The sequence below is a fragment of the Coralloluteibacterium stylophorae genome, from assembly GCF_018122625.2.
GTDB lineage: Bacteria > Pseudomonadota > Gammaproteobacteria > Xanthomonadales > Xanthomonadaceae > Coralloluteibacterium > Coralloluteibacterium stylophorae.
This window is the reverse complement of sequence record NZ_JAGQFT020000004.1, coordinates 62,019-86,954: the sequence shown is the minus strand read 5'-3', so window position 1 is coordinate 86,954 and position 24,936 is coordinate 62,019. Positions and strand designations below refer to the sequence as shown.

At 72.5% G+C, this 24,936-nt stretch carries 24 protein-coding genes; 14 read left to right on the top strand and 10 right to left on the bottom strand.

What is annotated here, in order from left to right; translation table 11 throughout:
- Positions 1 to 324: 324 nt before the first annotated feature.
- The 3 genes from KB893_RS07115 to KB893_RS07105 all read left to right on the top strand — a co-directional run bounded on the left by KB893_RS07115 (position 325) and on the right by KB893_RS07105 (position 1,982).
- A complete protein-coding gene (locus KB893_RS07115) occupies positions 325 to 939 on the top strand; it encodes a glutathione S-transferase (RefSeq protein ID WP_211925024.1) in 615 nt (204 codons plus the stop codon).
- A gap of 173 nt (positions 940 to 1,112) precedes the next feature.
- Positions 1,113 to 1,367 carry a hypothetical protein gene (locus tag KB893_RS07110; RefSeq protein ID WP_211925023.1) on the top strand — a complete coding sequence of 85 codons (255 nt, stop codon included), beginning with the start codon at positions 1,113 to 1,115 and terminating at the stop codon, positions 1,365 to 1,367.
- A 159-nt stretch (positions 1,368 to 1,526) separates the two neighbouring features.
- Positions 1,527 to 1,982 (top strand): hypothetical protein, encoded by a 456-nt coding sequence (locus KB893_RS07105; protein ID WP_211925022.1) that lies wholly within the window; start codon positions 1,527 to 1,529, stop codon positions 1,980 to 1,982.
- Positions 1,983 to 1,994: 12 nt separating this feature from the next.
- On the opposite strand, the gene KB893_RS07100 is transcribed toward KB893_RS07105, so the two are convergent.
- Positions 1,995 to 3,227, bottom strand: coding sequence for an FAD-dependent oxidoreductase (locus tag KB893_RS07100; protein WP_211925021.1), 1,233 nt, complete (start codon positions 3,225 to 3,227; stop codon positions 1,995 to 1,997).
- A 236-nt stretch (positions 3,228 to 3,463) separates the two neighbouring features.
- On the opposite strand from KB893_RS07100, the gene KB893_RS07095 reads away from it, so the two are divergent.
- The 3 genes from KB893_RS07095 (at position 3,464) to KB893_RS07085 (ending at position 7,796) form a co-directional block, all read left to right on the top strand.
- A complete protein-coding gene (locus KB893_RS07095) occupies positions 3,464 to 6,277 on the top strand; it encodes a TonB-dependent receptor (RefSeq protein WP_246505494.1) in 2,814 nt (937 codons plus the stop codon).
- The gene (locus KB893_RS07090) at positions 6,277 to 7,410 is read left to right on the top strand and encodes a phosphatidylinositol-specific phospholipase C1-like protein (RefSeq protein WP_211925019.1); all 1,134 of its coding nucleotides are present in this window, start codon (positions 6,277 to 6,279) and stop codon (positions 7,408 to 7,410) included. The genes KB893_RS07095 and KB893_RS07090 overlap by 1 nt, the downstream gene beginning before the upstream one ends.
- Before the next feature lie 104 nt (positions 7,411 to 7,514).
- On the top strand, positions 7,515 to 7,796 hold the full coding sequence (locus KB893_RS07085) for a hypothetical protein (RefSeq protein WP_211925018.1): 282 nt from the start codon (positions 7,515 to 7,517) through the stop codon (positions 7,794 to 7,796).
- A gap of 49 nt (positions 7,797 to 7,845) precedes the next feature.
- Here the strand turns inward: KB893_RS07085 and fhuE are convergent, their stop codons facing one another.
- Positions 7,846 to 9,999, bottom strand: coding sequence for a ferric-rhodotorulic acid/ferric-coprogen receptor FhuE (gene fhuE / locus KB893_RS07080; RefSeq protein WP_211925017.1), 2,154 nt, complete (start codon positions 9,997 to 9,999; stop codon positions 7,846 to 7,848).
- A 318-nt stretch (positions 10,000 to 10,317) separates the two neighbouring features.
- On the opposite strand from fhuE, the gene KB893_RS07075 reads away from it, so the two are divergent.
- The 3 genes from KB893_RS07075 to KB893_RS07065 all read left to right on the top strand — a co-directional run bounded on the left by KB893_RS07075 (position 10,318) and on the right by KB893_RS07065 (position 12,511).
- On the top strand, positions 10,318 to 10,779 hold the full coding sequence (locus KB893_RS07075; RefSeq protein WP_211925016.1) for a DUF4126 domain-containing protein: 462 nt from the start codon (positions 10,318 to 10,320) through the stop codon (positions 10,777 to 10,779).
- A gap of 179 nt (positions 10,780 to 10,958) precedes the next feature.
- Entirely contained in the window at positions 10,959 to 11,819 is an 861-nt protein-coding gene (locus tag KB893_RS07070) for a hypothetical protein (protein ID WP_211925015.1), read from the top strand.
- Complete coding sequence (locus KB893_RS07065) at positions 11,819 to 12,511, top strand: hypothetical protein (protein WP_211925014.1); 693 nt, start codon at positions 11,819 to 11,821, stop codon at positions 12,509 to 12,511. Before KB893_RS07070 ends, KB893_RS07065 begins: the two co-directional genes overlap by 1 nt.
- A gap of 30 nt (positions 12,512 to 12,541) precedes the next feature.
- On the opposite strand, the gene KB893_RS07060 is transcribed toward KB893_RS07065, so the two are convergent.
- The 3 genes from KB893_RS07060 to KB893_RS07050 form a co-directional block, all read right to left on the bottom strand.
- Positions 12,542 to 14,344, bottom strand: coding sequence for a DUF885 domain-containing protein (locus KB893_RS07060; RefSeq protein WP_213173587.1), 1,803 nt, complete (start codon positions 14,342 to 14,344; stop codon positions 12,542 to 12,544).
- Between the two features lie 124 nt (positions 14,345 to 14,468).
- Positions 14,469 to 15,713 carry a PQQ-dependent sugar dehydrogenase gene (locus tag KB893_RS07055; protein ID WP_377730381.1) on the bottom strand — a complete coding sequence of 415 codons (1,245 nt, stop codon included), beginning with the start codon at positions 15,711 to 15,713 and terminating at the stop codon, positions 14,469 to 14,471.
- Between the two features lie 41 nt (positions 15,714 to 15,754).
- Complete coding sequence (locus KB893_RS07050) at positions 15,755 to 16,183, bottom strand: DUF2231 domain-containing protein (RefSeq protein ID WP_211925011.1); 429 nt, start codon at positions 16,181 to 16,183, stop codon at positions 15,755 to 15,757.
- Positions 16,184 to 16,329: 146 nt separating this feature from the next.
- Here KB893_RS07050 and KB893_RS07045 point away from each other — a divergent pair, with 146 nt between their 5' ends.
- Positions 16,330 to 17,244: a hypothetical protein gene (locus KB893_RS07045; protein WP_211925010.1), complete on the top strand. Its 915-nt coding sequence runs from the start codon at positions 16,330 to 16,332 to the stop codon at positions 17,242 to 17,244.
- Between the two features lie 88 nt (positions 17,245 to 17,332).
- Here KB893_RS07045 and KB893_RS07040 read toward each other — a convergent pair whose 3' ends face one another.
- Positions 17,333 to 17,875 carry a DUF2058 domain-containing protein gene (locus KB893_RS07040; protein ID WP_211925009.1) on the bottom strand — a complete coding sequence of 181 codons (543 nt, stop codon included), beginning with the start codon at positions 17,873 to 17,875 and terminating at the stop codon, positions 17,333 to 17,335.
- 142 nt (positions 17,876 to 18,017) lie between these two features.
- Between KB893_RS07040 and KB893_RS07035 the strand changes: the two genes are divergently transcribed.
- A complete protein-coding gene (locus tag KB893_RS07035) occupies positions 18,018 to 18,500 on the top strand; it encodes a carboxymuconolactone decarboxylase family protein (RefSeq protein WP_211925008.1) in 483 nt (160 codons plus the stop codon).
- Between the two features lie 119 nt (positions 18,501 to 18,619).
- Positions 18,620 to 19,543: a GAF domain-containing protein gene (locus tag KB893_RS07030; RefSeq protein WP_211925007.1), complete on the top strand. Its 924-nt coding sequence runs from the start codon at positions 18,620 to 18,622 to the stop codon at positions 19,541 to 19,543.
- A gap of 21 nt (positions 19,544 to 19,564) precedes the next feature.
- Here the strand turns inward: KB893_RS07030 and KB893_RS07025 are convergent, their stop codons facing one another.
- Positions 19,565 to 20,440: a LysR family transcriptional regulator gene (locus KB893_RS07025; protein WP_211925054.1), complete on the bottom strand. Its 876-nt coding sequence runs from the start codon at positions 20,438 to 20,440 to the stop codon at positions 19,565 to 19,567.
- A 118-nt stretch (positions 20,441 to 20,558) separates the two neighbouring features.
- On the opposite strand from KB893_RS07025, the gene KB893_RS07020 reads away from it, so the two are divergent.
- Positions 20,559 to 21,434 (top strand): aldo/keto reductase family oxidoreductase, encoded by an 876-nt coding sequence (locus KB893_RS07020; RefSeq protein WP_211925006.1) that lies wholly within the window; start codon positions 20,559 to 20,561, stop codon positions 21,432 to 21,434.
- 21 nt (positions 21,435 to 21,455) lie between these two features.
- Here the strand turns inward: KB893_RS07020 and KB893_RS07015 are convergent, their stop codons facing one another.
- Positions 21,456 to 22,409, bottom strand: a complete 954-nt coding sequence (locus KB893_RS07015; RefSeq protein ID WP_211925005.1) for an AraC family transcriptional regulator — start codon at positions 22,407 to 22,409, stop codon at positions 21,456 to 21,458.
- Between the two features lie 95 nt (positions 22,410 to 22,504).
- Here KB893_RS07015 and KB893_RS07010 point away from each other — a divergent pair, with 95 nt between their 5' ends.
- On the top strand, positions 22,505 to 23,251 hold the full coding sequence (locus KB893_RS07010) for an SDR family oxidoreductase (protein ID WP_211925004.1): 747 nt from the start codon (positions 22,505 to 22,507) through the stop codon (positions 23,249 to 23,251).
- A gap of 65 nt (positions 23,252 to 23,316) precedes the next feature.
- Here KB893_RS07010 and KB893_RS07005 read toward each other — a convergent pair whose 3' ends face one another.
- Together KB893_RS07005 and bufB are read right to left on the bottom strand one after the other, a co-directional pair.
- On the bottom strand, positions 23,317 to 24,060 hold the full coding sequence (locus KB893_RS07005) for an HvfC/BufC N-terminal domain-containing protein (protein ID WP_211925003.1): 744 nt from the start codon (positions 24,058 to 24,060) through the stop codon (positions 23,317 to 23,319).
- Entirely contained in the window at positions 24,057 to 24,899 is an 843-nt protein-coding gene (gene bufB, locus KB893_RS07000) for an MNIO family bufferin maturase (RefSeq protein WP_211925002.1), read from the bottom strand. Before bufB ends, KB893_RS07005 begins: the two co-directional genes overlap by 4 nt.
- Between the last annotated feature and the right edge of the window lie 37 nt (positions 24,900 to 24,936).

The following is a 24,936-nucleotide window of genomic DNA, read 5'->3' as shown; positions in this document are numbered from 1 at the left end:
GCCCGGCGCTGCCTCTCCCGTGACTGGCGCGGCCCGCGCCCGAGGTCTGGCGTTGGCGTGAAGCCGCGCGCGCCCGCACCCGCCGGTCGCCCGGTTGGCATGTCGCGACGTACGGCATCCGCCGGCGGCCCCTGATCCGCCTGAAGCTGAGTTGAATCGATTTAAAGTGGATTTGTCAAAGCCCCGTCATGTGCGTGTGCAGCAGCGGCAGTACCTACCGACACGCGCGCCGAGGGCTAGCTGGATCGATCCAAGGGGAAGGCGGGAGGTCCCGCTGCGCTGGCCCTATGCTGGCGGCCTCGCGCCCACCCGGAGACCGCCGCCATGCAGCTCATCGGAATGCTGGACTCGCCCTACGTCCGCCGCGTCGCGATCTCGCTGCGGCTGCTCGGGCTCGACTTCGAACATCGCCCGCTGTCGGTATTCCGCGATTTCGATGCGTTCCGCGGGATCAATCCCGTGGTCAAGGCGCCGACGCTGGTCTGCGACGAGGGCGAGGTGCTGATGGATTCGACCCTGATCCTCGCCTACGCCGAGGCGCGCGCGCGCCCGCGCAGCCTGATGCCGACCGACGTGTGCGAGCTGCGCCGGGCGCTGCGCGTGATCGGGCTGGCGCTCGCGGTGTCGGAGAAGGCGGTGCAGGTCGTGTACGAGCACCGCCTGCGGCCTGCGGAGAAGGCGCATGCACCCTGGCTCGAGCGGGTCGGCGGGCAGCTTCTGGCGGGGCTCTCGGCGCTGGAGGACGCGCTCGAACACGGCCCGCTGGCCGCCGATGGCGCCACCATCGACCAGGCCGGCATCACCGCCGCCGTCGCCTGGCGGTTCGCCGTCCACGAGGTGCCGGATCGGGTCGTGGCGGAGCGCTTCCCGCGACTCGCCGCATACGCCGCCGCAGCCGAATCGCTCCCGGAATTCCGGGCGTTCCCGTATCCGGAGTGAGACGGCGCCAAGGGCGCCTCGGCCCTGCGGTGGCCGCCGGCGGGCGGCCCGGGAGGTCGGGCGCCGCAGCGATGCCGGCGTTGCGATAGCGCAGCGGCTTTCTCTGGCACGCGACTTGCTCCATCCCGGCACGCCCGGACGCGCTCTCGCGCCGGTGCCACCGGAGATCCCCGATGAGCAGGACCCCGTACCTCCAGTCGCTGCAGGACGCACCGAAGCCCGCCGCGGACGACGATGCCAAGGCGCGGCGCGAGGACGCCCTGATCCTGGCGACGCTCGCGCTGGCGGCGCTGCTGCCGGTCTGCCTGCTGGGCCTGTTCCTGGCGCAGGGCAAGCTGCTCCTCGCCGGGGCGCTGGCCTGCGCCTATCTGCTGGCCGGCGTCGGCGGCGCCCTGTTCTGCCGCGGCGCGGCCGCGGGTCGCAGTTGAGGATCGGTCCCGCGCCGCGTGGCGCGGGGCAGGAGCAAGGAGGCGGGGCCGGGGCCTCGGCACGCGATCCGAGCGTGCGCCGGTGCGGTGGACGTCCGCCAGCGTCGGCATTGTCGGCAGGCGCCGGCGCATGCCAGCCTCCGCCGCGGGGCCGCCGTCGTGGCCGCGGCGCAGGGGAATCGAACGATGCGGGTACTGGGCCTGCTGTTGCTGCTCGGCGCTGCCGGCGGCGCGCATCACTGGTGGGGAATGCGCGCAGAGGCGGCCGCGCAGGCGCGCCTGGCGTCGGGGCCGAACGGTTTCGTCGAGGTCATGATGCCGCCGGGCACGCGGCCCGGCACCGTGGTGGTCCTCGCGCCGGTGAACTGCCCGTCGGAGGCGGCGCGGCGCGCCGATGCGCTGGCTGCGGCGCTGTCGCGGCAAGGCATCCCGACCGTCCGCAGCAGCCGCTACGAGGTCGACCTGGTCGATCCGACGCCGGCGCAGATCGCGGCCGTGCAGCAGGCGGCGACGGTGATGCGGGGCGAGATCCCGGCCGTGTTCCTGGATGGTGCTGGCGCCGCGAATCCGACGCTCGCCGAGGTGGTGGCGGAATACCGGCGCACCCGCCGCTGAGCCGCTGCGCCCTCAGGCCGGCGCCTCGGCCAGCGCGCGCAGGAAGCCTTCCGGCAGCGCGAGCCGGCCGAACATGCCGCGCTGGGTGCCGCTGAGCACGCGCAGCATCTGCCCGCGCGCCACCGGCATGCGGCCCATCGGCAGGAAGGCGAGATCGCGCAGGCGTGCGATCCGGTCGCGGTCGGACTGGAACACCGGCGTCAGCCAGCGGCTCCAGAACTGGTAGATGCCCACGTGCGCGCGGCGCACGTGCTGGTAGCGGGCGATGGCGCGGTCGGGATCGTCCTCGGCGCGCAGCGCGTCGCGCAGGGCGAGCGCGTCGAGCAGCGCCATGTTGACGCCCTGGCCGAGCTGCGGGCTCATCGCGTGCGCGGCGTCGCCGGCCAGCACCAGGCGGCCGCGGTGCCAGCGCGGCAGCACCGCGTCGCGGTAGCGTGCGCGGGCGAGCAGGCTGCAGTGGTCCAGCCCCGCCAGCAGCGGCGCGGCCTCGGGCCACAGCGCCGCCAGCTCGGCGTGCCAGGCGTCCATGCCGGCCTCCGCCCAGGCCTCGAAGGCGTCCGCGCGCAGGCTCCAGAAGAAGCTCAGCCGCGGCAGCGGGTCGTCCGGCCGCGTGCCGACCGGCAGCAGGCCGACCATGCGCCGCGCGCCGACGTAGCGTTGCCGCAGCTCGCCCAGGTGCGGCCAGCCGGCGGCCGGCACCAGGCACCACAGAGCGCCCCAGGGATAGGGCCGGTCCAGGCGCGCGCCGCCGACCGCGTCGCGCAGTCGCGAGGCGCTGCCGTCGGCGGCGACGACCAGGTCGAACGGCCCGTGCTCGCGCCCCTGGGTGTCGCGGATGCGGCGCCCGTCCTCGCTCGCGGCGACGATCCCGCAGCCGCGGCGCACCGTCGCCGCATCCGGCCACGCCGCGCACAGCAGGCGGAACAACGCGCCGCGCTGCATGCCGAGGCCATGGAAGCGCGCATCCAGCGCGGGATAGCGCATGTCCATGACGGCGCGCCCGCGGGCGGTCTCGCCGTGAAGGCGGTCGATGCGGGCGCCGTGCGCGCGTGCCGCCTCGAGCAGGCCGAGCTCCCACAGTACCGCCTGGCCCGCCGGCTGCAGCAGGAAGCCCGCGCCGACCGGCCCCAGCTCCGCCGCCCGCTCGAACACGTGCAGGCGGTGGCCGTCGCGCGAGAGCGCGATGGCGGCGGCCTGGCCGGCGGTGCCGTAGCCGACGATGGCGATGTCGAGGGAGCGGGGCATCCGCCCATTCTCGATCACGCGACGCGTCGCAGGGAGGTCCAGCGTCGCTTTCCGCAGCGCGCGCGGGGAGCGCCCGCCGGGCCGTGCGGCGCGAAACGCGTCGTGCGATGCAACAAAACCACAACCTCGCGCCTCTAGTCTCCGCGCGGCCTGACGAAGGCCGCGTCGCCGCGCGACTCCACCCGTCGCGCGCGCCGTCGACAACGCACCGCACATCGACCGTAGGGGACATCGGCATGAACCACCACATTCCCGGACGCCAGGCGTCCGGGCTGCGCACGCGCACCCTCAGCCGGAGCATCCATCTGCTGCTCGCCGGCGCCATGGCGACCGCGCCCGTGCAGCTGCTGGCGCAGGACTCCGCGCCGGCGCAGGAGCCGGCGACCACGCCCGATGCGCGCCAGCTCGATGCCATCCAGGTCACCGGCAGCTACAGCCTGAGCCTCGAGCGCGCGGTCGACCTCAAGCGCGACAACGTCGGCTTCTCCGACTCCATCGTCGCCACCGACGTCGCCGACTTTCCCGAGCAGAACCTCGCCGAGGCGCTGCAGCGCATGCCGGGCGTGACCATCGAGCGCAACAAGGGCCTGGGCAGCCGGGTCAACGTGCGCGGCCTGCCGACCGAGTTCACCTTCGTCTCGATCAACAACCTCGCCACCGCCTCGGGCAGCGGCGGGCGCGACGTCGAGTTCGACATGTTCGCCTCGGAGATCATCCAGAGCGTCACCGTGCAGAAGTCCCCGACCGCGGCCGACGAGGAAGGCGGCATCGCCGGTTCGGTGCTGATCCGCACCGCGCGGCCCTTCGACTATCCCAGCCGCAAGGTGGCGGCCTCGGCCGAAGGCGCGCACAACTCGATCTCCGAGGAGGTCGACCCGCGCTTCTCGTTCCTGGCCAGCGACACCTGGGGCGACTTCGGCGCCCTGGTCTCGTTCTCCAAGGCCGAGCGCACCAACCGCACCGACTCCAACTCCGGCATCAACTTCCGGCCGCTGAGCCGCTTCCTCGATGCGACCGGGGAGCGCTCCGACCAGGCCGCGGCGGTGCTGGCGCGGGACGCCGGCATCGTGCTGGAGGACCCGACCGACCACGACGTCACCAACCGCATCATCTTCCAGGACAAGGTCGGCGACCGCGTCTACCTCAACGAGCAGGACAAGACCGGCGCCACGCTGTCGCTGCAGTACAAGCCGAGCAACGACTTCAGCCTGACCTTCGACACCCTGCACGGCAGCTTCGACACCACCGAGGACGAGTACGACGCCGCCGCGTATTCCGCCTCCAGCCGCAGCACCCTCGACACCATCCACGAGTACGACAGCACCACGCTGGCCGACTACGGCATCACCGTGCTGCGCGACGTTTCCTACACCGCGACCCAGCACGAGTTCCTGAGCAAGGAGCGGATCAACGAGACCGACTACCAGCAGTACAGCCTGGCCATGGACTGGACGCCCGGCGACTGGGAGGTCAACGGCCTCGTAGGCTTCTCCGGCGCCGAGAAGACCTACGACTACGCCAACCTCAAGCACGTCGCCTACGCGCCGTCGCGCACGCGCTGGACCGAGGACGGCGGCGAGACCATCCCGAGCGCGGCCTCGGCCGGCTTCGACATGTACGACTCGCCCGAAAGCTACCTGTTCGAGGCCTACGAGACCCAGCTCGAGCACGTCGACGACGACAAGTACGCCGCCCAGCTCGACGCGACCCGCCACCTGCAGCTCGACGTCCTGCCGGCGCTGAGCAGCATCCAGGTCGGCGCGCGCTTCACCGACAAGTCCAAGGAGCGCGAGTACGGCGAGACCAAGATCCAGGGCCCTGGCGAGGGCGACATCTCCTGGCTCAACACCCGCACACTCGCCGACAGCCCGCTGCAGTGGGTGACCGACATCGTTCCGGGCGGCGGCTACGTGCCGCGCGACCTCGCCTGGATGCAGGTGTCCAACGACTACGCGCGCGACTTCTTCCGCTACGCAGGCTTCGAGGTGCCGATCGACGACGCGCAGTACTACCGCGTCGACGAGGAGGTGACCAGCCTCTACGCGATGCTGAACTTCGACTTCGACCTCGGTCGCGTGCCGGTGTTCGTCAACGCCGGCGCGCGCGCGGTGGACACCGACGTGATGTCCTACGGCTACCACCAGGTGCAGAACCCCGACGGTTCGGACGGCCTGACCGCCGAGCCGGTCTCCAGCGACGGCAACTACCGCGAGGTCCTGCCCAGCCTCAACGTCCAGGCCGGCCTGACCGACAACCTGGTGCTGCGCGGCGCGGCCTCGGAGACGCTGATGCGCCCGGCGCTGACCGACATCGCCTACCGCCGCTCGGTGAGCTGGAACGAGTTCCGCTTCATGGACGGCAACCCGGACCTGAAGCCGACCATGGCCGACCAGTGGGAGGCCGGCCTGGAGTACTACCTCGACAACGGCGGCCTGCTCGCCGCGTCCTACTTCTGGAAGGAGATCGAGGGCGTGGTGCGGCAGGAGCTGACCGGCATCGTCGAGGACGTGGAGAAGCTCAACGCCAACGGCACCCTCGACGGCTACTACGACTTCGAGGTCTACCAGCCGGTCAACGCCGAGGGCGCCTACGAGGTCAGCGGCATCGAACTGATCGCGCAGATGCCGCTCGGCATGCTGCACCCGGTGCTGGAGGGTTTCGGCTTCAATGCCAACTACACCGTGCTCGACAGCACCCTCACCGGCGCCTCCGACCTCGACATCCCGACCGCGCCGGAGGGGCTCGCCGAGAAGGCCTACAACGTGACCCTGTACTACGAGAACGACCGCTTCGACGCGCGCGTGTCCTACAACTACAAGGACGAGTACGTCGAGTACATCCACCTCAACAGCTATCCCGTGTACCGCGACGCCTACGGCCAGACCGACATCTCGATCGGCTACCGCATCAACGACGTGCTCAAGGTGACCCTGGAGGGCATCAACGTCACCGACGAGGCGACCACCGGCTACACCCTGGATCCGTCGTTCCCGCTGATGAACGAGTACTCCGGCCGTCGCGTCGCGCTCGGCGTGCGCGCGGACTTCTGATGCGTGCGTCGGCCCGCCGGCGACGCCGGCGGGCCGCACCGATCGACCGCCAGGGCATCGCCATGCGCCTCCGCTTCGTCCTCGTTCCTCTCGTGCTGGCGTGCTGCGGCGCGCGCGCCGACGGGCCGCCGCTGCGCATGAACGACATCGTCGCCGCCGGCACCCACAACAGCTACAAGCGTCCGGTGCCCGGGCCCGCGATGGCGCGGCTGCGGGCGACGGAGCCCGCACTCGCCGAGGCGCTGGACTACGCGCACCGCCCGTTCGCCGCCCAGCTCGAGCGCGGCGCGCGCCAGCTCGAGCTCGACATCCACGTCGATCCCGACGGCGGGCACTACGCCGCCGGACGCACGGATCCCGGTCTCGCCGTGCCTGGCTTCAAGGTGCTGCACATGCCCGGCATCGACGACGCCAGCCATTGCCTGCGCCTGGTCGACTGCCTGCGCGCGATCCGTGCCTGGTCGGACGCGCATCCGCGGCACGTGCCGATCCTCGTCATGGTCAACGCCAAGGAGGCGCGCGATGCCGTGCGCGGCGGCATCGACGGGCTACCGTTCACCGCGGCCGCGTTCGATGCGCTCGACGCCGAGATCCGTTCGGTCCTGCCGCCGGAGAAGCTGCTCGTGCCCGACGACGTGCAGGGCGCGTTCCCGACCCTCCGCGAGGCCGTGCTGGCCGGCAACTGGCCGACCCTGGACGCCGTGCGCGGGCGCATCCTGTTCGCCCTCGACGAGGGTCCGCGCAAGGTCGCGCTCTACCGCGGGGGGCGTCGTTCCCTCGAGGGACGGGTGCTGTTCGTCAACACCGACGAGGGCTCGCCGGCCGCCGCCTACCTCACCCTCAACGACCCGGTCGCAGAGCGCGACCGCATCGCGCGCGCGGTGGCGGCGGGCTTCATCGTCCGCACCCGCGCCGACGCCGACACCCGCGAGGCGCGCGCGGACGACACGACCCGCCGCGACGCCGCGCTCGCCAGCGGCGCGCAGTACGTCTCCACCGATTACCTGTGGCCGGACCCGCGCCTGTCCACGCGCTACCGGGTCGGCCTGCCGGGCGCTGCCGCCGCGCGCTGCAATCGGGTGCGCCGGCCGCAGGGCTGCGGCGGCGCCGACCTCGAGGACGCGGGTCGCTGAGGCGGGCTCCCGTAGACTCGGTCATCCGACGCGCATGCCCTCGCCCGACCATGGCAGACCGATCCGCTCCGTCCACATCTCCTGCCGCACCGCGATCGGGCCCGATGGCGCGGGTGCTGTACTTCGTGCTGACGGTGCCGGCCGCCGCGGCGCTCGCCATCTGCGCCGCGCAGCTCACCGCCGCCGGCGGCAGCGCGTTCGAGGGTGCGCGCGGCTATGGCGTGCTGCTGAGCATCCCGCCGTTCTTCGTGGTGGCGTGGGCGGTGCTGTGCATCGCCTATCTCGGCGTGCGTCGCAGCGCCCGCGGCCTGACCATCGCCAATGTGGTGATGGCGGCGGCAGCGCCCCTGCTGTTGCTCGCGTTCACCGCGGCCGGCGTCCTGTAGGCCGCGACCGTCGCGCGGCCTGGGCGCCTGCCCCGGCCGCGCATGGCGGTCAGAAGGCCCAGGTCAGCGTGGCCATGCCGCCGCGCGGCGCGCCCCAGGCGCCGTAGCCGGAATTGAACTGCGAGTAGTACTCCTCGTCGAACAGGTTGTCGACGTTGATCTGCGCGCTGAGCTGCGGAGTGATGCGGTAGCGCGCGAACAGGCTGGCCAGGGCATAGGGGTCCTGCTCGAACTCGCCGTACACCGCATCCACGTAGTAGGTGCGGTTCTGCCAGTTGACGCCGCCGCCGACCGTCAGCGCCGGCAGCGCCTGCGGGGTGTAGCTGGTGAACAGCTTGACCGTGCTGCGCGGCAGCTGGGTGTTGATCGAGGCGCCGCCGGCGTCGCGTGCGGTGTAGTGCGACACGCCGAAGGTCGCGTCCCAGCCGGCGGCGAGGCGGCCGGTGAGTTCGAAGTCGTAGCCTTCGCTCACCGTGCCCTCGGCCGCGCGGTACACCGCCTCGCCATTGGGCAGCAGCTCGCCGGTGGCCTGCGCGACGTTGTCCTGCTCGATGCGGAACACCGCCAGCGAGGCGTTCAGGCGGTCGTCGAACCAGGCCGCCTTGACGCCGGCCTCGTAGCTCATGCCCTCGACCGGGTCGAGGAACGCGCCGCTGGCGTAGCGCAGGCTCTGCGGCTGGAAGATGTCGGTGTAGCTGAGGTAGGTCGACCAGGTGCCGTCGATGTCCCAGACCAGGCCGGCATAGGGCGTGGTCACGTCGTGCGAGCGGTCGGCGCCTTCGTCCTCGCTCTCCCAGTCGGTGTGGCGCGCGCCCAGGATCAGCGACAGCGGATCGGCCAGCGAGAAGCGCGCGGCCGCATAGGCGGCGTTCTGGGTGATGGTGCCGCGGCTCTGCTCGGGCAGCTCGCCCCAGGCCGGCTGCGGGTACGCGCCGGTCCAGTCGAGATAGGTCGGCAGCGGGCCGGGGAAGTCGAAGGCGCCGTTGTTGACGTAGTCGCGCTGGTTGCGGCTCAGGCCCAGCATCAGTTCGTGCTCGCGACCGAAGGCCTGGAAGGGCCCTTCCGCGTAGGCATCGAGGCCATCGACCTCGCGCTGGGTGTTGTAGCGGCCGGAGTAGGGCACGACGCCGCCGCCGGTGTCCGGGTCGAAGCCGTAGATCGTGTAGAACGGGTAGAACAGCGCGTTGTCCGCCTCGCTCTCGTCGTGGGTGGCGTTGGCGCGCAGCGACCAGCCGCTGGCGAAGCCGTGCTCGAGGCTGGCGAAGCTGCGCCGCACGGTGGTGTCCCAGAAGGTCCAGTCGGCGGCGGGGTTGAACGACTCGCCGTAGTCGGTGCGCGTGCCGTCGGCGTACCAGATCGGGAAGCCGCCCCAGGTGACGTCGTCGGACTCCTTCTTCTGGTAGTCGTGGCCAATGCTGAGCACGGTGTCCGCGCCGAGGTCGGCGTCGATCACCGCGTAGGCGAGCTTCTTGCGCAGGGCGTAGCGGTCCATGTGCGACTCGCCGTCCTGGTAGGAGGCGACCACGCGGCTGCGCACGCTGCCGTCGGCGTTGAGCGGCACGCTGACGTCGGCGACGCCGCGGCTGCGGCTCCAGTTGCCGATGCCTAGCGACACGCTGCCGGTGAACACGCGGCTGTCGGCGTGCTTGCGGATGAGGTTGACCGAGGCCGACGGATTGCCCGCGCCGGTCAGCAGGCCGGTGGCGCCGCGCACGATCTCCACGCGCTCGTACAGCGCGAGGTCGAGTGCGGAATCGCCGTAGCTCCAGGCCTGGTCCATCGTGGTCGGGATGCCGTCGAACTGGAAGTTGTCGATGTAGAAGCCGCGCGCGTAGAACTCGAGCCGCTCGCTGTCGCTGTAGGTCCCGGACACGCCGGTGACGTTGGAGAGCACCTCGCCGATGCTCAGCAGATTCTGGTCGTCCATGCGCTGGCGGGTGACCACGGTGACCGACTGCGGGATCTCGCGCAGCTCGAGGTCGAAGCGCGTGCCGGCGCGGGTCTGGTCGACGGTGTAGCCGTCGTCGACGCGCTCGCCCTCGACGTCCAGGCGCTGCAGGGTGACAGCGGCCTCGTCCTCGACGGTGGTCTGCTGGGCCCAGGCGGGGGCGGCGCCGAGACAGAGTGCGACGAGCAGGGCGGGGTGCAGGGGAGCGCGGCGGAGTGCACGTGCGGTGCGGCGGCGGGCGGCGGTGTGGGTCATCGGGACTCGTCCGGAGTGGATACGACCCGGCCTCCGCCGATGCGTCGGGGCGGCCGGGAGGGGCGGTGCCGGCGCTCGTCTGGTGCGAGCTCGCGTTCCGGTCGTCGGCGTCCGCACATCCGGTCGCCGACGACGGTCGCGGATCGTAATGGAAACGATTCCCATTTGCCAGTTGTCGGCGCTTGGTCGAGCCAGCGCCCGCCTTCTCGCCGGGACCACCCTGCTTCGCGTCCACTCGCGGTGTCCGCGGAGCGCGACTGGTCGGCCCTCGACCTGCGGCCGCCGCCGCTTTCTCATCCCCTTGCGAAGGTGCAGAACATGGCCCTGATCCACTCCATCCTCATGGGTGCCGTCGCCGGCATGCGTTCGATGACGCCACTCGCCACCGTCGCCAATGCCGCGCGCATGGGCGCGCTGCCGGCCGACAGCGGCGCGCCGCGCCTGCTCGCCGGCCCGCTCGCCTCCGCGGGCGCACTCGCCGTCGCCGCCGGCGAACTGGCCGGCGACAAGATGAAGTCCGCGCCCGACCGCATCGTCCCCGCCGGCATGGTCGCGCGCGTGGCCACCGGCGCACTCGCCGGCATGGCGCTGGCGCCCCGCCACCAGAGGGGCGTCGCCGCGTTGCTGGGCGCGGGTGCCGCCGTCGGTGCGGCCTACCTGACCTTCAACCTGCGCATGCGCGCGATCGACCGCTACGGCCAGACCGCCACCGGCGCGGTCGAGGACGCGGTCGCGGTCGGCAGCGCGGCGCTGATCGCACGCAGCGCCGCGGAGGACTGAACACCGGCATCCGGCACGAACATCGCGGCGTCTCCCGCCGGGCGACGGCGTGCAGGCGGCGGCGCCGTGTCCCGCCGCGGATGCCGCGGCTAGACTCTGCGCCCCTCCAGCCGACCGGCGCGCCGCGCACCATGCCATCCCCTCTGTTCCGCCGCCCGCGCGCGGCGGCGTGCGCCTGCGTGGCGCTCCTGCTCCTGGGCACGGTGCCGGCGACGCATGCCCTGCCGGACGTGATCACCCATTACCGGGGGCACGTCGGCGCCGATCGCATCGACCTGGTCCTCGCCCACGATGCGGCCTGGAATGCCATGGGCGGCTTCCTGCTCGCTGCCGACCACCGCCGCATCGCGCTGGAGCGCACGCCGTATGCCGAGGATGCGCCGCTGGTGATCAGCACCGAAGGCGTGGGCGGCGATCTGCCCGAGGCCGCGCTCGCGCTGCGGCCCTTCGGCGCCTCCGCATCCCAGCTCCACGGCCGCTGGGTCGACCTGCGCACGCGCGAGGCGCGGCCCCTTGACCTGCAGCGGGTGACGCGGTTCGAGACCGGTCCGGATACGCCGGCGTTCGCGGGCGACCTGTTGCAGGACACACCCGGCGGCGACCGAACCTTCAGCGTGCACGCGAGCAAGCCGGCCGGAGCGCCGACGGGCCGGGTCGACCGCATCGAGGTGCGCGACGCCACGACCGGCGCCCTGCTGCAGGCACTCGACGGGCTGGACCTGTGGTTCGGCGGCACCGGGACGCTGGAGGTGCTGCAGATCGACGGCGACGGCATCGGCGACGTGCGCGCCACCGGCTTCGGCGACGGCAATCGCGCCGGCCCCGTGCAGTACTTCCTGTCGCAGGGCGGCGGCTACCGCCGTGCGCCGGCGCTGGAGGCGCTCGCCGCGCGTGGGGCGCTGCGCTTCGAGGATGGCGAGGCGTCCCTGCGCCTGTCCGAGACCATCGACTGGGACGACCGCACCTGCCTGTGGGAGGTTCACCGCTTCAGCGGTCCGCTCACGCTCGAGCACGTCGATTCGCGCCGGGAGGCCTGCTGATGACGCGGGCGCGCATGTTCCCGCGGATGGCCGTCGCGCTGCTGGCGGCGGCGGGCGCCGTGGGTGCGCAGGCGGCGGTGATGCAGTACGCCGGAACGCTCGGCGGCGCCCGCGTCACCGTGCAGATCGAGGTCGAGAACCAGGTCGCCGCCGGGCTCTACTTCTACGACCGCTATCGCACGCCCATCGGCTTCAAGCCGACCATGCAGCGCAACGGGCCGAGGATGCTGGACGAGGTCGATGCCGGCGGCCTGCCCACGGCGCGGCTGCGCTTCGACCAGCACGACTTCTTCGCCTCGACCCGGGCGCTCACCGGCACCTGGACCGATTACCGCAGCCGCCGGCAATTGCCGTTCCGCCTCGACCTGGCTGCGTATTCGGACTGGCAGGCCACCGTCGCCGGGGCGCCCTTCGCGATCCTGCAGCTCGCCTCCACCGAGCGCTTCTACTTCCGCGTCCCCGGGGACGAGGGCGCGCCGGTCGCGCGGATCGAGGTGCTGGCCAAGGCCGACGGCGCGCTCGTGCAGACGCTGGTGCTGCCGGCGCCCACCTGCAACCGCGGCATGCGCACGGTCGAGGTCGCGGTCGAGCAGGCGCGCACCGTGCTGCGCCTGCCCGAAAGCGCCCGCTGCCCGGGCGCGGTGTTCGCGCTCGACCCGCGCGGCGGTAGGTTCGAACGGCTGTCGCCGTGACCGGCCGCCCCGCGGGGCGGCCGGATGCATTCAGGCCGCAGCGGCGATCTCGCCGTCGGCCGCGTCCTTCTGCTCGCGGATGAAGGCGCGGATACGGTCCTCGAGCACCGGCAGCGGCACCGAGCCGAGCCGCAGCACCGCGTCGTGAAAGGCCTTGATGTCGAACTCCGCGCCCAGCGCGGCCTCGGCCTCGCCGCGCAGGCGCACGATGGCGAGCTCGCCCAGCTTGTAGCTCAGCGCCTGCGCCGGCCACGAGATGTAGCGGTCGACCTCGGTCGTGACCTCGTGCTCCGAGAGTGCGGTGTTGTCGCGCAGATAGGCCAGCGCCTGCTCGCGGCTCCAGCCGTCGTGGTGCACGCCGGTGTCGATCACCAGGCGGCAGGCGCGCCACATCTCGTAGGTGAGCCGGCCGAAGTCCTCGTACGGCGTCTCGTAGATGCCCATCTCCTTGCCCAGCTTCTCCACGTACAGCGCCCAGCCCTCGCCATAGGCGGAGATGTAGCTGTTGCGCCGGAAGTCCGGCTGTTCGCCCTGCTCCAGCGCCAGCGCGGCCTGGAACGAGTGGCCCGGCGCCGATTCGTGCAGGGTCAGCGCCGGCAGGTTGTAGTACGGCCGCGAGGGCAGGTCGTAGGTGTTGACCCAGTAGGTGCCCAGGCCGCCGCGGCCGGCGGTCCAGAACGGCGCGATGTCGTCGGGCACCGGCTCGATGGTGAAGCGGTGCCGCGGCAGCGGTTCGAAGAAATCGCCGAGCCTGCCGTCCACGCGCTTGGCGATCCACGCCGCGCGCTCGAGCAGGTCGCGCGGGGTCTCGGGGTAGAACTGCGGATCGGTGCGCAGGAAGGCGATGAAGTCCTGGAAGTCGCCCTCGAACCCGAGCCCGTCGATGATCGCCTCCATCTCGCCGCGGATGCGCGCGACCTCGGCCAGGCCGATCCCGTGGATCTCCTGCGGCGACAGGTCGAGCGTGGTGTATTCGCGGATCTGCGCGCGGTAGAAGCGCTCGCCGTCGGGCATCGCCTCGGCGGCGAGGGTGGTGCGCGCCTGCGGCACGTACTCCTCGCGGAAGAAGGCGAGCAGCGTCCGGAACGCCGGGACCACCGCCTCGCGGATCGCCGCGCGGCCCTCCTCGCGCAGGCGCTCCTGCTCACCGGCCGGAATGGTCGCGGGCATGCGCGCATACGGCGCCCAGAAGCTCGCGGCCTCCGGGTCGTCGAGGTCGGCCACGGCGGCGATCGAGCCGTCGCGGCCCTCCAGCACCGCACGCGGCACGCTGAAGCCGCGCGCGAGCCCTGCGCGCATGTTGTCGATGTGCTGGCCGAACACCCGCGGCACGTCGCGCAGCCGCGCCGCGTAGGCCTCGTAGTCCTCGACGCTGCCGAAGTCGCCGCGCGCCATGAAGGCGAGGTTCGACCAGAACGAGCTGTCGGAGTTGAACGGCATCTCGTAGGCGCGCACGCGGATGTTCTCCGCCATCGCCTCGATCTGCGGGCGATAGACCGCGAGGTTGATGCGGTTGTCCTCGCTCAGGGCCGCGGCGTCGATGCCGTCGAGCCGGCGCAGCACGTCCTCCCATTTCGCCAGGCGCCGCGCCTGGGCCTGCGCGTCGACGTCGGCCAGCGTCCGCGACGGCGGCGCATCCTCGTCGTCGTCGCGGCCGAACTCGGCCTGGCGCCAGTCCCACTCCTGTTCGTAGACCGCCTCGAAGGCATCGTCCGCGGCGGAGGCGTGCGCCCGCGGGGCGGGCAGGGCGAGGCACAGCGCGAGCGCGCCGCAGGCAAGCAGGGATTTCACGTCATGCGCGTCCGTCGGCCGGGGAAGCGCCGATGGTCGCATCTCATCGCCGGCGGCTGCAGGTCCGGAGGTCACGGTCGCGGCCATGGGACACGGCCGCGTCCGTCCTCCGCCGTCCCGCGCCCGGGCCGCGCGGGCCCCGGGTCGGCCGCGCGGCCTTCCGCGCCTAGCGCACCGGCGCCACCCGCCAGATCGTGTTCGACAGGTCGTCGGCGACGATGAGGGCGCCGCGGGGGTCGACGGTGACGCCGACCGGACGGCCGCGGGTGGTGTCGTCGTCCATGAAGCCGGTGACGAAGTCGACCGGTTCGCCGCTCGGGCGGCCGTTGCGGAACGGCACGAACACGACCCTGTAGCCCGCCGGCTCCTCGCGGTTCCAGCTGCCGTGCTCGCCGACGAAGGCGCCCTCGGCGAACTGCGCACCCATCGCCGGCGAGGAGAAGTCCACGCCGAGCGCGGCCACGTGCGCGCCGAGCGCGTAGTCCGGTGCGATTGCCGAGGCGACCCTGTCCGGATCCTGCGGGCGCACGCGCGGATCCACGTGCTGGCCCCAGTAGCTGTAGGGCCAGCCGTAGAAGCCGCCCTCGCGCACCGAGGTGAGGTAGTCGGGCACCAGGTTCTCGCCGAGCTCGTCGCGCTCGTTGACCACCGCCCAGAGCTCGCCGCTTTCCGGGCGAATGGTGAGCGCCGTCGGATTGCGCAGGCCGGTGGCGTAGGGACGATGGCGCCCGCTTTCGGCGTCGACCTCCCAGATCATGGCGCGATCGACCTCGGCGGCCATGCCGCGTTCGGTGATGTTGCTGTTGGAGCCGATGCCGACGTAGAGGAAGCGGCCGTCCTCGCTCGCGGTCAGCGCCTTGGTCCAGTGGTGGTTGATCTCCGACGGCAGCCGGGTGACGGTCTCCGGCTCGCCGCTCGCACGCGTCTGCCCCTCGCGGTAGTCGAAGCGCACCAGCGCGTCCTGGTTGGCGACGTAGAGGTCATCGCCGACGAGGGCGAGGCCGTAGGGCGCGTTGAGGTTCTCGGCGAACACGTGCCGGCCTTCGTAGGTGCCGTCGCCGTCGGCGTCGCGCAGCAGGGTCAGACGGTCGCCCCCCTGCACCGAGGTGGTGCCCTTGGCCTTGATGTAGCCGGCGATGACGTCCTTCGGCCTCTCCTTCGGCGCATCGCCGCCGCCCTTGCCCTCGGCCACGAGGATGTCGCCGTTGGGCAGCACCAGGGTCTGCCGCGGCACCTCGAGGTCGGTGGCGATCGCGGTGATTTCGTAGCCGTCCGGCACGGTCGGCCGCGCATCGCCCCATTCGCCGGGATCGGCGATCGTCATGCTCGGCAGCAGGCCGCGTTCACGCTCGGGCAGCGTGGGGTCGGAGCCGTAGGTCGCGGGGCCCGCGTCACTGCCGCAGGCGGACATGCCGGCCGTCACCGCGGCCAGTACCAGGAGATGCGAACGCGTCATGCCGTCCTCCGTACGCGGTAGCCCGCGAATCCGATCCAGGTGGCCGCCGCCGCCAGCACGGTGACGATCGCCGACAGCACCGGCGCGCTCGGCATCACCGCCCAGGCGTCCCGGGCATGGACCAGCGAATCGATGAAGCCCAGCACCCAGGTCGCCAGCAGCAGCACGAAGACCAGCAGCGCGTGGCCGCGACGCGGTGCGGCGCGGACCAGTCCGATCAGCGCGAGCAGCAGCGCGACCCCGGCGCACACTAACCCGCCGGCGAGCAGCCACGACGCGAAGTGGCTCCAGGTGACCTGGTAGCTGCGCGCGTAGGCGATGTCGGCGAGCAGCGCGCCCAGGAACAGCGGCACGCTCGCCGCCAGCAGGAACGCGTGGAAGGGGTGGAGCGCCCTCGCGGGCGCCGTGTCGTAGGTGACAGCCATGGTGCGATGCTCCGCGGATCCCGTGATGCAGGCGGAGAGGGCAACACGGCGCGGGTGCACGCGAGGCGAACGCGGCAGCCGTCGCAAGCACCCGCCGCGGAACGCGCGCCCGGTAGCATCGGGCGCTCGTCCCGATGGAGCGGATCATGAGGTCATGGAGTCAGGCGGTCATCGCGTTCGCCATCGGCGGGCTGCTCGCGGCGTGCCAGGCGGAGACGGCGCCGGAGGATGCGGACGCCGATCCGGCGACTGCGGAGGGCGGGCACGCGGAGGCGTTCGATGCGGCCTGCGCCACCATCGACGCCGACACCGGCGAGCTGCTGCCTGGCGGCCGCCTCGCACAGCTGGACATCGAGTTCCGCTACCGCGCCGCGCGCACCGGCGACATGCGCAGCGGCGACGTGCAGATGCGCCTGGACGCCGAGTCGCAGGTGGAGGGCACGGCGAGCCAGCTGGTCTGCCTGTGGGAGCGCTACGGCTACACGCAGTTCGAGTTCGAAGGGACCAACGGGCAGGGGCCGGTCGGGCTGCCGGCGCAGTCCCGCGGCACCGCCTTCCTCAGGGGCGAGCGGCTCATCCGGGCTGCGGACTCGCGCGTCCACGAACAGGTCAGCGTCGGCGGTCCGCTGGAGCTGCTGCGCGTGGGCGGCATCACCGAGCGCGACGGCACCGGGCCAGACGACATCTGCGTGATCCTCGAGTACGACGCAGCACTCGGCGGCGAAGGCCAGCGCACGATCACCGCGCCCGGCATCCACCGCCAGGAGGCGATGCCACCGGGGGAACTCGTTGGCGACAGCCATTCGGCGATGGCGGCGCGCAGCTTCGGCGAGAGCGAGCACCACCTCATGAGCCGGAGCTTCTCGATCTGCGCCGGCGAGGAGCCCTCCGGCCCCACGGCGACCGGCGATGCCCCGCGCGGCCTGCGCATCAGCGACGACGATCGCACCTGGACGCGCAGCGGCAGCTGGGTCGGGCACCTTTCCGCTCCGGCGGAAACGCGCACCGTCGACTTCACCATGCACGTGGTGCCGCCGACGCTCGCGCTCGACGGCTCCTGAAGAAGCGGGGCATCCAGCGGGCGGCGCAGCGGAGGCGCGCGCCGCGACGGGATCGCGTCGCGGGCGCAGGGCGCCCGGCGTCCCTCGGCTACCAGACCAGGTCGTCGGGCACCTGGAAGCGGGCGTAGTAGGCATCGTCGTCGGATCCGGCGGGCGCCGGCTCCGCGGCGCCGCCGTGGTCGAGCACGATCATCGTGGCATCGCGCGCGCGCACCTTCTCCGCGGCCGCACGCGGCAGCAGGGCATGACCGTCGCCGTGGCGCGCGATCACCAGCGCGCCGCTCGCCAGCTGCGTGCGCAGCGCGGCGTCGACCAGGAGCGAACGGATGACCTTGCCGTCGACGAAGCGGTACTCGATCTCGCCCGTCGCGCGGACCCGCTGCGTCTCGATGATCTGGCGCGCCTGCGCACGCTGTTCCTGGACGCGGGCGTGCGCATTGCGCTCGGCGGCCAGCGCGCGGTCGCGCTCGACCCGCTCGGCGCGCAGCCGCTCGGCCTCCCGCTGCGGCGCGTCGGGAGCGGGCGCGGCCTTGCCCTGGCGCTGCTTCGCCTGTTCGCGCGCGGCCTGGGCGACCTGGGACTTCTTGGCCAGCCCGGCCTTGAGCAACTGGTCCTGGAGGGCGTTCTTCATGGCGCCAGTCTAGTCGAGGGATGCGGCGGCGACGGCAGCGCGCGAACCGATGTCACAGCCCCGCGTGCCGGATCGTCGGAGGAATGCGAACCGTCGCGACGGCGCCCGTCCGGGGCCGTTCCCCCAGCAGAGGACAATCACCATGACCGCACGACTCGATACCACCACCCAGTCGCCGCAGCTGTTCCGGAAGTTCGGCGAGATCTCCATGGCGCTGAAGAAGTCGAGCCTGGAGCATCCGCTGCAGGCGCTCGTCGAGATCCGCGCCTCGCAGATCAACGGCTGCACCTTCTGCCTGGACATGCACGTCAAGCAGGCGACCCTGCAGGGCGAGAAGCCGCTGCGCCTGCACCACGTCGCCGGCTGGCGCGAATCGACCCTGTTCTCGCCGCGCGAGCGGGCGGCGCTGGCCTGGACCGAGGCGCTGACCACGCTGTCGCCGCAGGGCGTGTCCGACGAGCTGTACCGGCAGGTGCGTGGGGAATTCTCCGAGCAGGAGATCACCGAGCTCACCTACGCGGTGATGGTCATCAACGGCTGGAACCGCCTCAACGTGGCCTTCCGCACCCCGCCCGGCGTGCTGGACCAGGCCTACGGCCTCGACAAGGCCGGCCTCGCCGTCTGACGCCGTCGGGCGGAGGGCGGAGGGCGAAGAGGGAGGGCGAAGAGGGGCGACGGGCACGCGCCCGTGCCCCGAGCCACCTACACATCCCGTTCCGGTTCCGCCGTCCAGAGTCGGCGGCCATGCCCACGACGACCCACGACGAAGCCGCGCGACAGCGCGCGCTGGACCGCTACCACGTGCTCGACAGCCTGCCCGAGGGCGCATTCGACGATGTGGTGCAGCTCGCCTCCACGCTGTGCGGAACGCCCACCGCGCTGATCTCGCTGGTCGACCGCGATCGGCAGTGGTTCAAGGCGCGCACCGGTTTCGACCCGTCGCAGACCGAGCGCAGCGCCGCGGTCTGCGACCACGCCATCCGCGCGCCCGGCCAGCTCATGGAGATCCCGGACCTGAGCCAGGACGCGCGCTTCGCCTCCAACCCCTACGTCAACGGCGAACGTGGCGACGCCCGTTTCTATGCCGGCATGCCGCTGGTGACGCCGGAGGGCGCGGCGATCGGGACGGTCTGCGTGCTGGATGCCGCGCCGCGCGAGCTCGACGAGGAGCAGCGCGCCGCGCTGCGGGCGTTGGCGCGGCTGACGGTGACCCTGCTGGAGGCGCGTGCGCGCGAGCGCACCCTGGAGCACGAGGCCTTCGTCGCCACCGTCGCGCCTGCGTCGCCCCCGGCCGCCGAGGCGCCGGCCTATCTGTTGGCCCTGATGGAACTGCAGGACTTCGCCGGCGCGGTCGGCCGCCTCGGCGAGCGTGGCACCGAGAAACTGCTGCAGCAGCTCGACGCGGCGCTCGAACAGGTCCTGCCGCCGGGTGGGGCGGACGCGGTGAACCGCAGCATCGGCAGTGGCGAGTACGTCGCGGTGCTGCACGGCGCAGAGGCCGATGCCGCGCTCGACCGCATCCACGCGGTCATCGCGCGCGAGACCGCCGCGCACGGCCTGCGCTTCGTCACCGGCACCGCCCGCGGCAGTGCGGCGGAGAGCGCCGGTGCGGTGTTCATGCGCGCCGAGACGGATCTCCTCGACCGCAGGGCCGACGCCACCGCCTGACCCGTCGCAGGCCGCGACGCGTCACACGCCGCGGACGAAGTCGATGAAGGCGCGCAGCGGCGAGGGCGGCAGCCGGCGGCCGGAGTAGTAGAGCCAGGGCCCGTCGAAGGTCTGGCACCACGGCTCGAGAACGGCCTCGAGCGCGCCGCTGTCCAGATGCGGACGCAGCCAATCCTCGAACAGATGGATGATGCCGAGCCCGGCGACGGCCACCTGCACGGCGAGATCGAACGCCGCGCCGGTGCGCACCAGCAGCGGGCCCTGCGGATCGACGAACACCACCTCGCCGTCGCGCTCGAATTCCCAGGGCGGGGTGGCGCCGCCGGAAAACTGCCCGCGCAGGCAGGCGTGCTGCAGCAGGTCGCGCGGGTGCTTCGGACGCCCGCGCGCATCCAGGTAGGCAGGCGCGGCGGCGGTGACCAGGCGCTGCGTCCTCGGGCCCACGGGCAGCGCGATCATGTCCTGCGCCAGGCGCTCGCCATAGCGGATGCCGGCATCGCAGCCGGCGGCGAGCAGGTCGACCAGACTGTCCTCGACGACCACTTCGAGCCGGATCTCCGGATAGCGGGCGAGGAAGGGGCCGACGATCGGCGGCAGCACCGTGCGCGCGACGTTGGCCGGCACGTTGAGGCGCAGCGTGCCGGCGGGGCGGTCGCGGAAGAGATTGACCACGTCGAGCGCGGCATGGACCTCGGCCATGGCCGGGGCCAGGCGTTCGGCCAGCCGCGCACCCGCCTCGGTCGGCGAGACGCTGCGCGTGCTGCGGTGGAGCAGGCGGGTGCCGAGCCGCGCCTCCAGGCGCTTCACCGCGTCGCTCAGGTTCGAAGCCGAGCCGCGGCCGGTCCGCGCCGCTTCGCGAAAGCCGCTGGCCTGCACGACGGCCAGGAAGGCCTCCAGATCCTGCATGTCGCTGTTCACTGTCCGGCCTCCCGTACGCCCCGTGCGGACTGGCCCGGATTATCGAACATGGACGCGGCGCCTATCGTCGCGGTCACCCATCCAGCAGGAGCACGTCATGAGCAACCTCAGCCAGGCCGGTACCTTCACCCTCGGCGACCGCCGCGTCGCCCGCATGGGCTACGGCGCGATGCAGCTCGCCGGCCCGGGCGTGTTCGGGCCGCCCAGGGATCACGCGGCCGCGGTGGCGGTCCTGCGCGAGGCCATCGCCGCGGGCGTGAACCACATCGACACCAGCGACTTCTACGGCCCGCACGTCACCAACCGCATCATCCACGAGGCGCTGCACCCCTACGCCGACGACCTGGTGATCGTCACCAAGGTCGGCGCGCGCCGCGGCGACGACGCCTCCTGGATCCCGGCCCTGGCGCCGGAGGAACTGGTCGCCGCCGTCCACGACAACCTGCGCAACCTCGGCGTCGACGCGCTCGAGGTGGTCAACCTGCGCCTGGCCGGCGATCCGCAGACCCTCAGCACGCCGCGCGAAGGCAGCATCGCGCCGCAGTTCGAGACGCTCGCGCGGCTGCGCGAGCAGGGCCTGATCCGCCATCTCGGGCTCAGCAACGCCACCGCGGGCCAGATCGCCGAGGCGCAGGGCATCGCCCCGGTCGCCTGCGTGCAGAACCTCTACAACCTCGCCCACCGCGACGACGATGCGCTCGTCGATGCGCTGGCCGCGCAGGGCATCGCCTACGTGCCGTTCTTCCCGCTGGGCGGGTTCTCGCCGCTGCAGTCGGATCGTCTCGACGCGGTCGCCGCGCGGCTGGCGGCCACGCCGATGCAGGTCGCGCTCGCCTGGCTGCTGCGCCGCGCATCCAACGTGCTGCTGATCCCCGGCACCTCCTCGCCGGCGCACCTGCGCGAGAACCTTGCGGCGACCGGCCTGGAGCTCGACGCCCAGGCGCTGGCGGAGCTGGACGCCATCGGCCGGTGAGGCCGAAGGCGGGACGGCGGCCTAGGCCGGCACCGCGGATCCGGCCGGCACCGTCGTCGCATCGGGCGCTTCGCTCCGCTCCCGTTGCGCCCGGGCGTAGCGCATCGGCGAAATGCCGGCGTGCCGCGAGAAGGCGACGCTGAACGTGCTGGCCGACGCGTAGCCGACGTGCTCGGCGATGCCGGCGACGCTCCACCCGCCGCGCCGCAGCAGGTTCCTGGCGATGGCCATGCGCCATGCGAGCAGGTATTCCATCGGCGCGACGCCGACGCTGCGGCTGAAGCGCTCGAAGAAGGCCGAGCGCGACAGCGCCGCCTCGCCGGCCAGTGCCGCCACCGTCCACGCCTGCGCAGGATGCGCATGGATCGCGCGGATCGCGGGCGCGAGCCGGACGTCCGTTAGGCCCCGCACCAGGCTCGGCGACGCGGCCGTTCCCGCCGTCGAGCGCAGCGCCTCGATCAGCAGCACCTCGAGCAGGCGCGCCAGCACGACCTCGCGCGCAGGCCGCTGCGCGCGCGTCTCGTCGCCGACCAGCTGGACGAGGGATGCCAGCCGTCGCTCGTCGCGCACGTGCACCACCTGCGGCAGCAGCGAGACCAGCAGGGCGGCGTCGGGCGAGCCGAAGCAGCAGTTGCCCGCCAGCATGCGCAGGTCCACCGGGCCATCGGCGCGGCCGACGCGGAAGCGCCCGGGGGCGAGCTCGCTCGGAATGGTGGCGGCGCCCGGCGGCGGCGGCTCCAGGCTGGTCATGGTGACCCCGTATGCGGCGGTGACGAGGGCGAAGTCGCCCTCGCGCAGCTCGACCGCCGCATGCGCATCGACCTCCAGCCGGCACGCGCCCTCCAGGAGCACGCAGTAGAACGGCTCCTCCAGGTTGGAGCGGCGGACCGCCCAGGCCCCGGCCCCGACCACCGCTTTCGCGTGCGGCGCGTTCGGCTGCAGCAGGGTGACGACTTCGGCGAGCGGATCCGCCATCCAGGACTCCTGCAAAAGAAACGCGGACTGGGAATCGTAGTGGGTACGGACCGTGGGGCCTATCGTCTCGCACTCCCATCCTGCGAGGACCATCCATGCATACCGTCCTGATCACCGGCTGCTCGTCCGGCTTCGGCCTGGAGACCGCCCGGCTCTTCCTCGACCGCGGCTGGCGCGTCGTGGCGACCATGCGCACTCCGCGCACGGATCTGCTCCCGCCCTCCGGGCGCCTGCGCGTGCTCGCCCTCGACGTCACCGACGAGGCCAGCATCCGCGCCGCCGTCGAGGCGGCGGGGCCGGTCGACGTGCTGGTGAACAACGCCGGCTTCGGCGGCGCCTCCCCGCTGGAGTGCACCCCGCTCGCGATGGTGCGGAGCCTGTTCGAGACCAACACCGTCGGCCTGCTGGCCCTGACCCAGGCGCTGCTTCCGCAGTTCCGCCAGCGCGGCAGCGGCGTCGTGGTCAACGTCACTTCCAGCGTGACCCTCAAGCCGCTGCCGCTGGTCGGTGCCTACCGCGCGAGCAAGGCCGCGGCGAATGCGCTGACCGAGTCGCTGGCCGCGGAAATGGCGCCCTTTGGCGTGCGCGCGCGCCTGGTGCTGCCCGGCCGCGCGCCCGACACCCGCTTCGTCGACAACGCCCGCGGCAACATGGCCGGACTCGAGCACGAGGCCTACGCCGACTTCGCCCGGTCCTTCATCGCCAGCATGCAGCAGGACAGCACGATCACCCACGCCCGCGACGTGGCCGAGGCGGTGTGGCGCGCAGCCACCGACCCGTCCTGCCCGATGCGCATCCCGGCGGGTGCCGATGCCGAGGCCTGGGCCGCCGAGGCGGCCTGACCACGTCGCCTGGGACGCGGATGCCGGTGGCGCGGGCGCACGCCGTCCGCGCCGCCCAGCGCGTATCACGCATCGCCCTCGCGCAGCGCTACGACCAGTCCGTCGTCGACCCACGTGCGCAGCAGGAGCCCGGCCTCGCGCGCGGCGTCGTCGACCTCCAGCTGCCGGTCCAGCCACTGGCAGATCTCGCCGAAGCTCGCGCCTGCGAGCGCGAGGTCGAGGCAGGCGCACTCCCGTGGCGACATGGTGGCGAAGCGCGGATCGAGACCGGCGCGCCAGATCCGCACGCCCGATCCCGTCGGCAGCCGCGCGGCGGGTGGAACCGGACGGCCTGCGGCGAGCGCGCTCCAGATCGCTGGTGCGTTGCTGCGCAGGCGGGTGAAGCCCAGCGTCGGCAGGAACGCGAATCCGACGGTCTCCCAGTCCTCGGCGGCCAGCCGGTCGAGCTGCAGCGGCGTCGCGTCGCGTCCGGCGAAGGCGCGGCGGAGGCCGGCGTCGAGCCAGGCCAGCTCCGCGACCACCGGCTCGCCCGGCAAGGCCGCATCGAGGTGGTCCGGAAAGCCCGCCCCGTAGTCCGAGAGCGTCCAGGATGCCGGCGCATGCGCGGCGATGTAGCTCCCGGCGTGGCGCGCGAAATCCGCGTCGCCGAGCATGAGTGCGGTCCTGGCGTAGGTGTCGCGCAGGGCCTCGGACAGTCGTTCCCGACGGTTGTTGGCATGCACGCGCAGGCCGCGGGCGGCGATGCCCTGTGGCAGGGGGGCGCCATCCAGCGCCGCAAGGAAGCTGCGCTGCAGATCCTGCAGCCTCATGCGGCGCGACGACCGGCAGCGGCTGCAATGGCGCGGGCGCGGTCGAGTTCCGCGAGGAGTTCGCGCAGCGGCGGGATGTGGTCGTCGCGCTCGATCATGGTGGCGACGTCGCCGAGGCGCGGCATGAACCTCGCGTACAGCGCCCACACCGGATCGGGCACGGGCGCATCGTGCGTGTCCACCAGGATGTCCGCGCCGCGACTGTGGCCGGCCAGGTGGATCTGCCGCACGTGGCGCAGGGGCAGCTGGTCGAGCCAGTTCCCGGGATCGTGGCCATGGTTGCCCGCGCTGACCACGATGTTGTTCACGTCCAGCAGCAGCTGGCAGCCGCTGCGCTCGCAGAGAGCCGCGAGGAAGGCCGGCTCCGTCAGCGTCGCGCCGGGGAAGGCGACGTAGGTGGAGGGGTTCTCCAGGACCAGGGCGCGTCCCAGCACGTCCTGGGCGATGCCGACGTTCCTGGCCAGGGCGTCGAGCGCCTCCTCCGTGTAGGGCAGCGGCAGGAGGTCGTGCGACGTGCGGCCGTCGACGCCGGTCCAGGAGACATGGTCCGACACCCACAGCGGGTCGATGCGGTCGGCAAGCGCGCGCAGGCGGCGCAGGTAGCCCGCGTCCACCTCGTCGGCGGAACCGAGGTTCATCGATACGCCGTGCAGGGCCACCTCGTACCGCGCCCGCACGCGGTCGAGCACGTGCAGCGGCCGCCCGCCATCGACCATGAAGTTTTCCGAGATGACCTCCACGAAATCCAGCGGCTGCTGCGCCTCGATCGCCGCGGCGTAGTGGGGTGGGCGCAGGCCCAGGCCGAAGCCGTGGAAGGGCGTGGGTGCGGTGACGGTCATGCGGGGCAAGGCTGCGAAGGGCCCGGCCGCCGCTGCG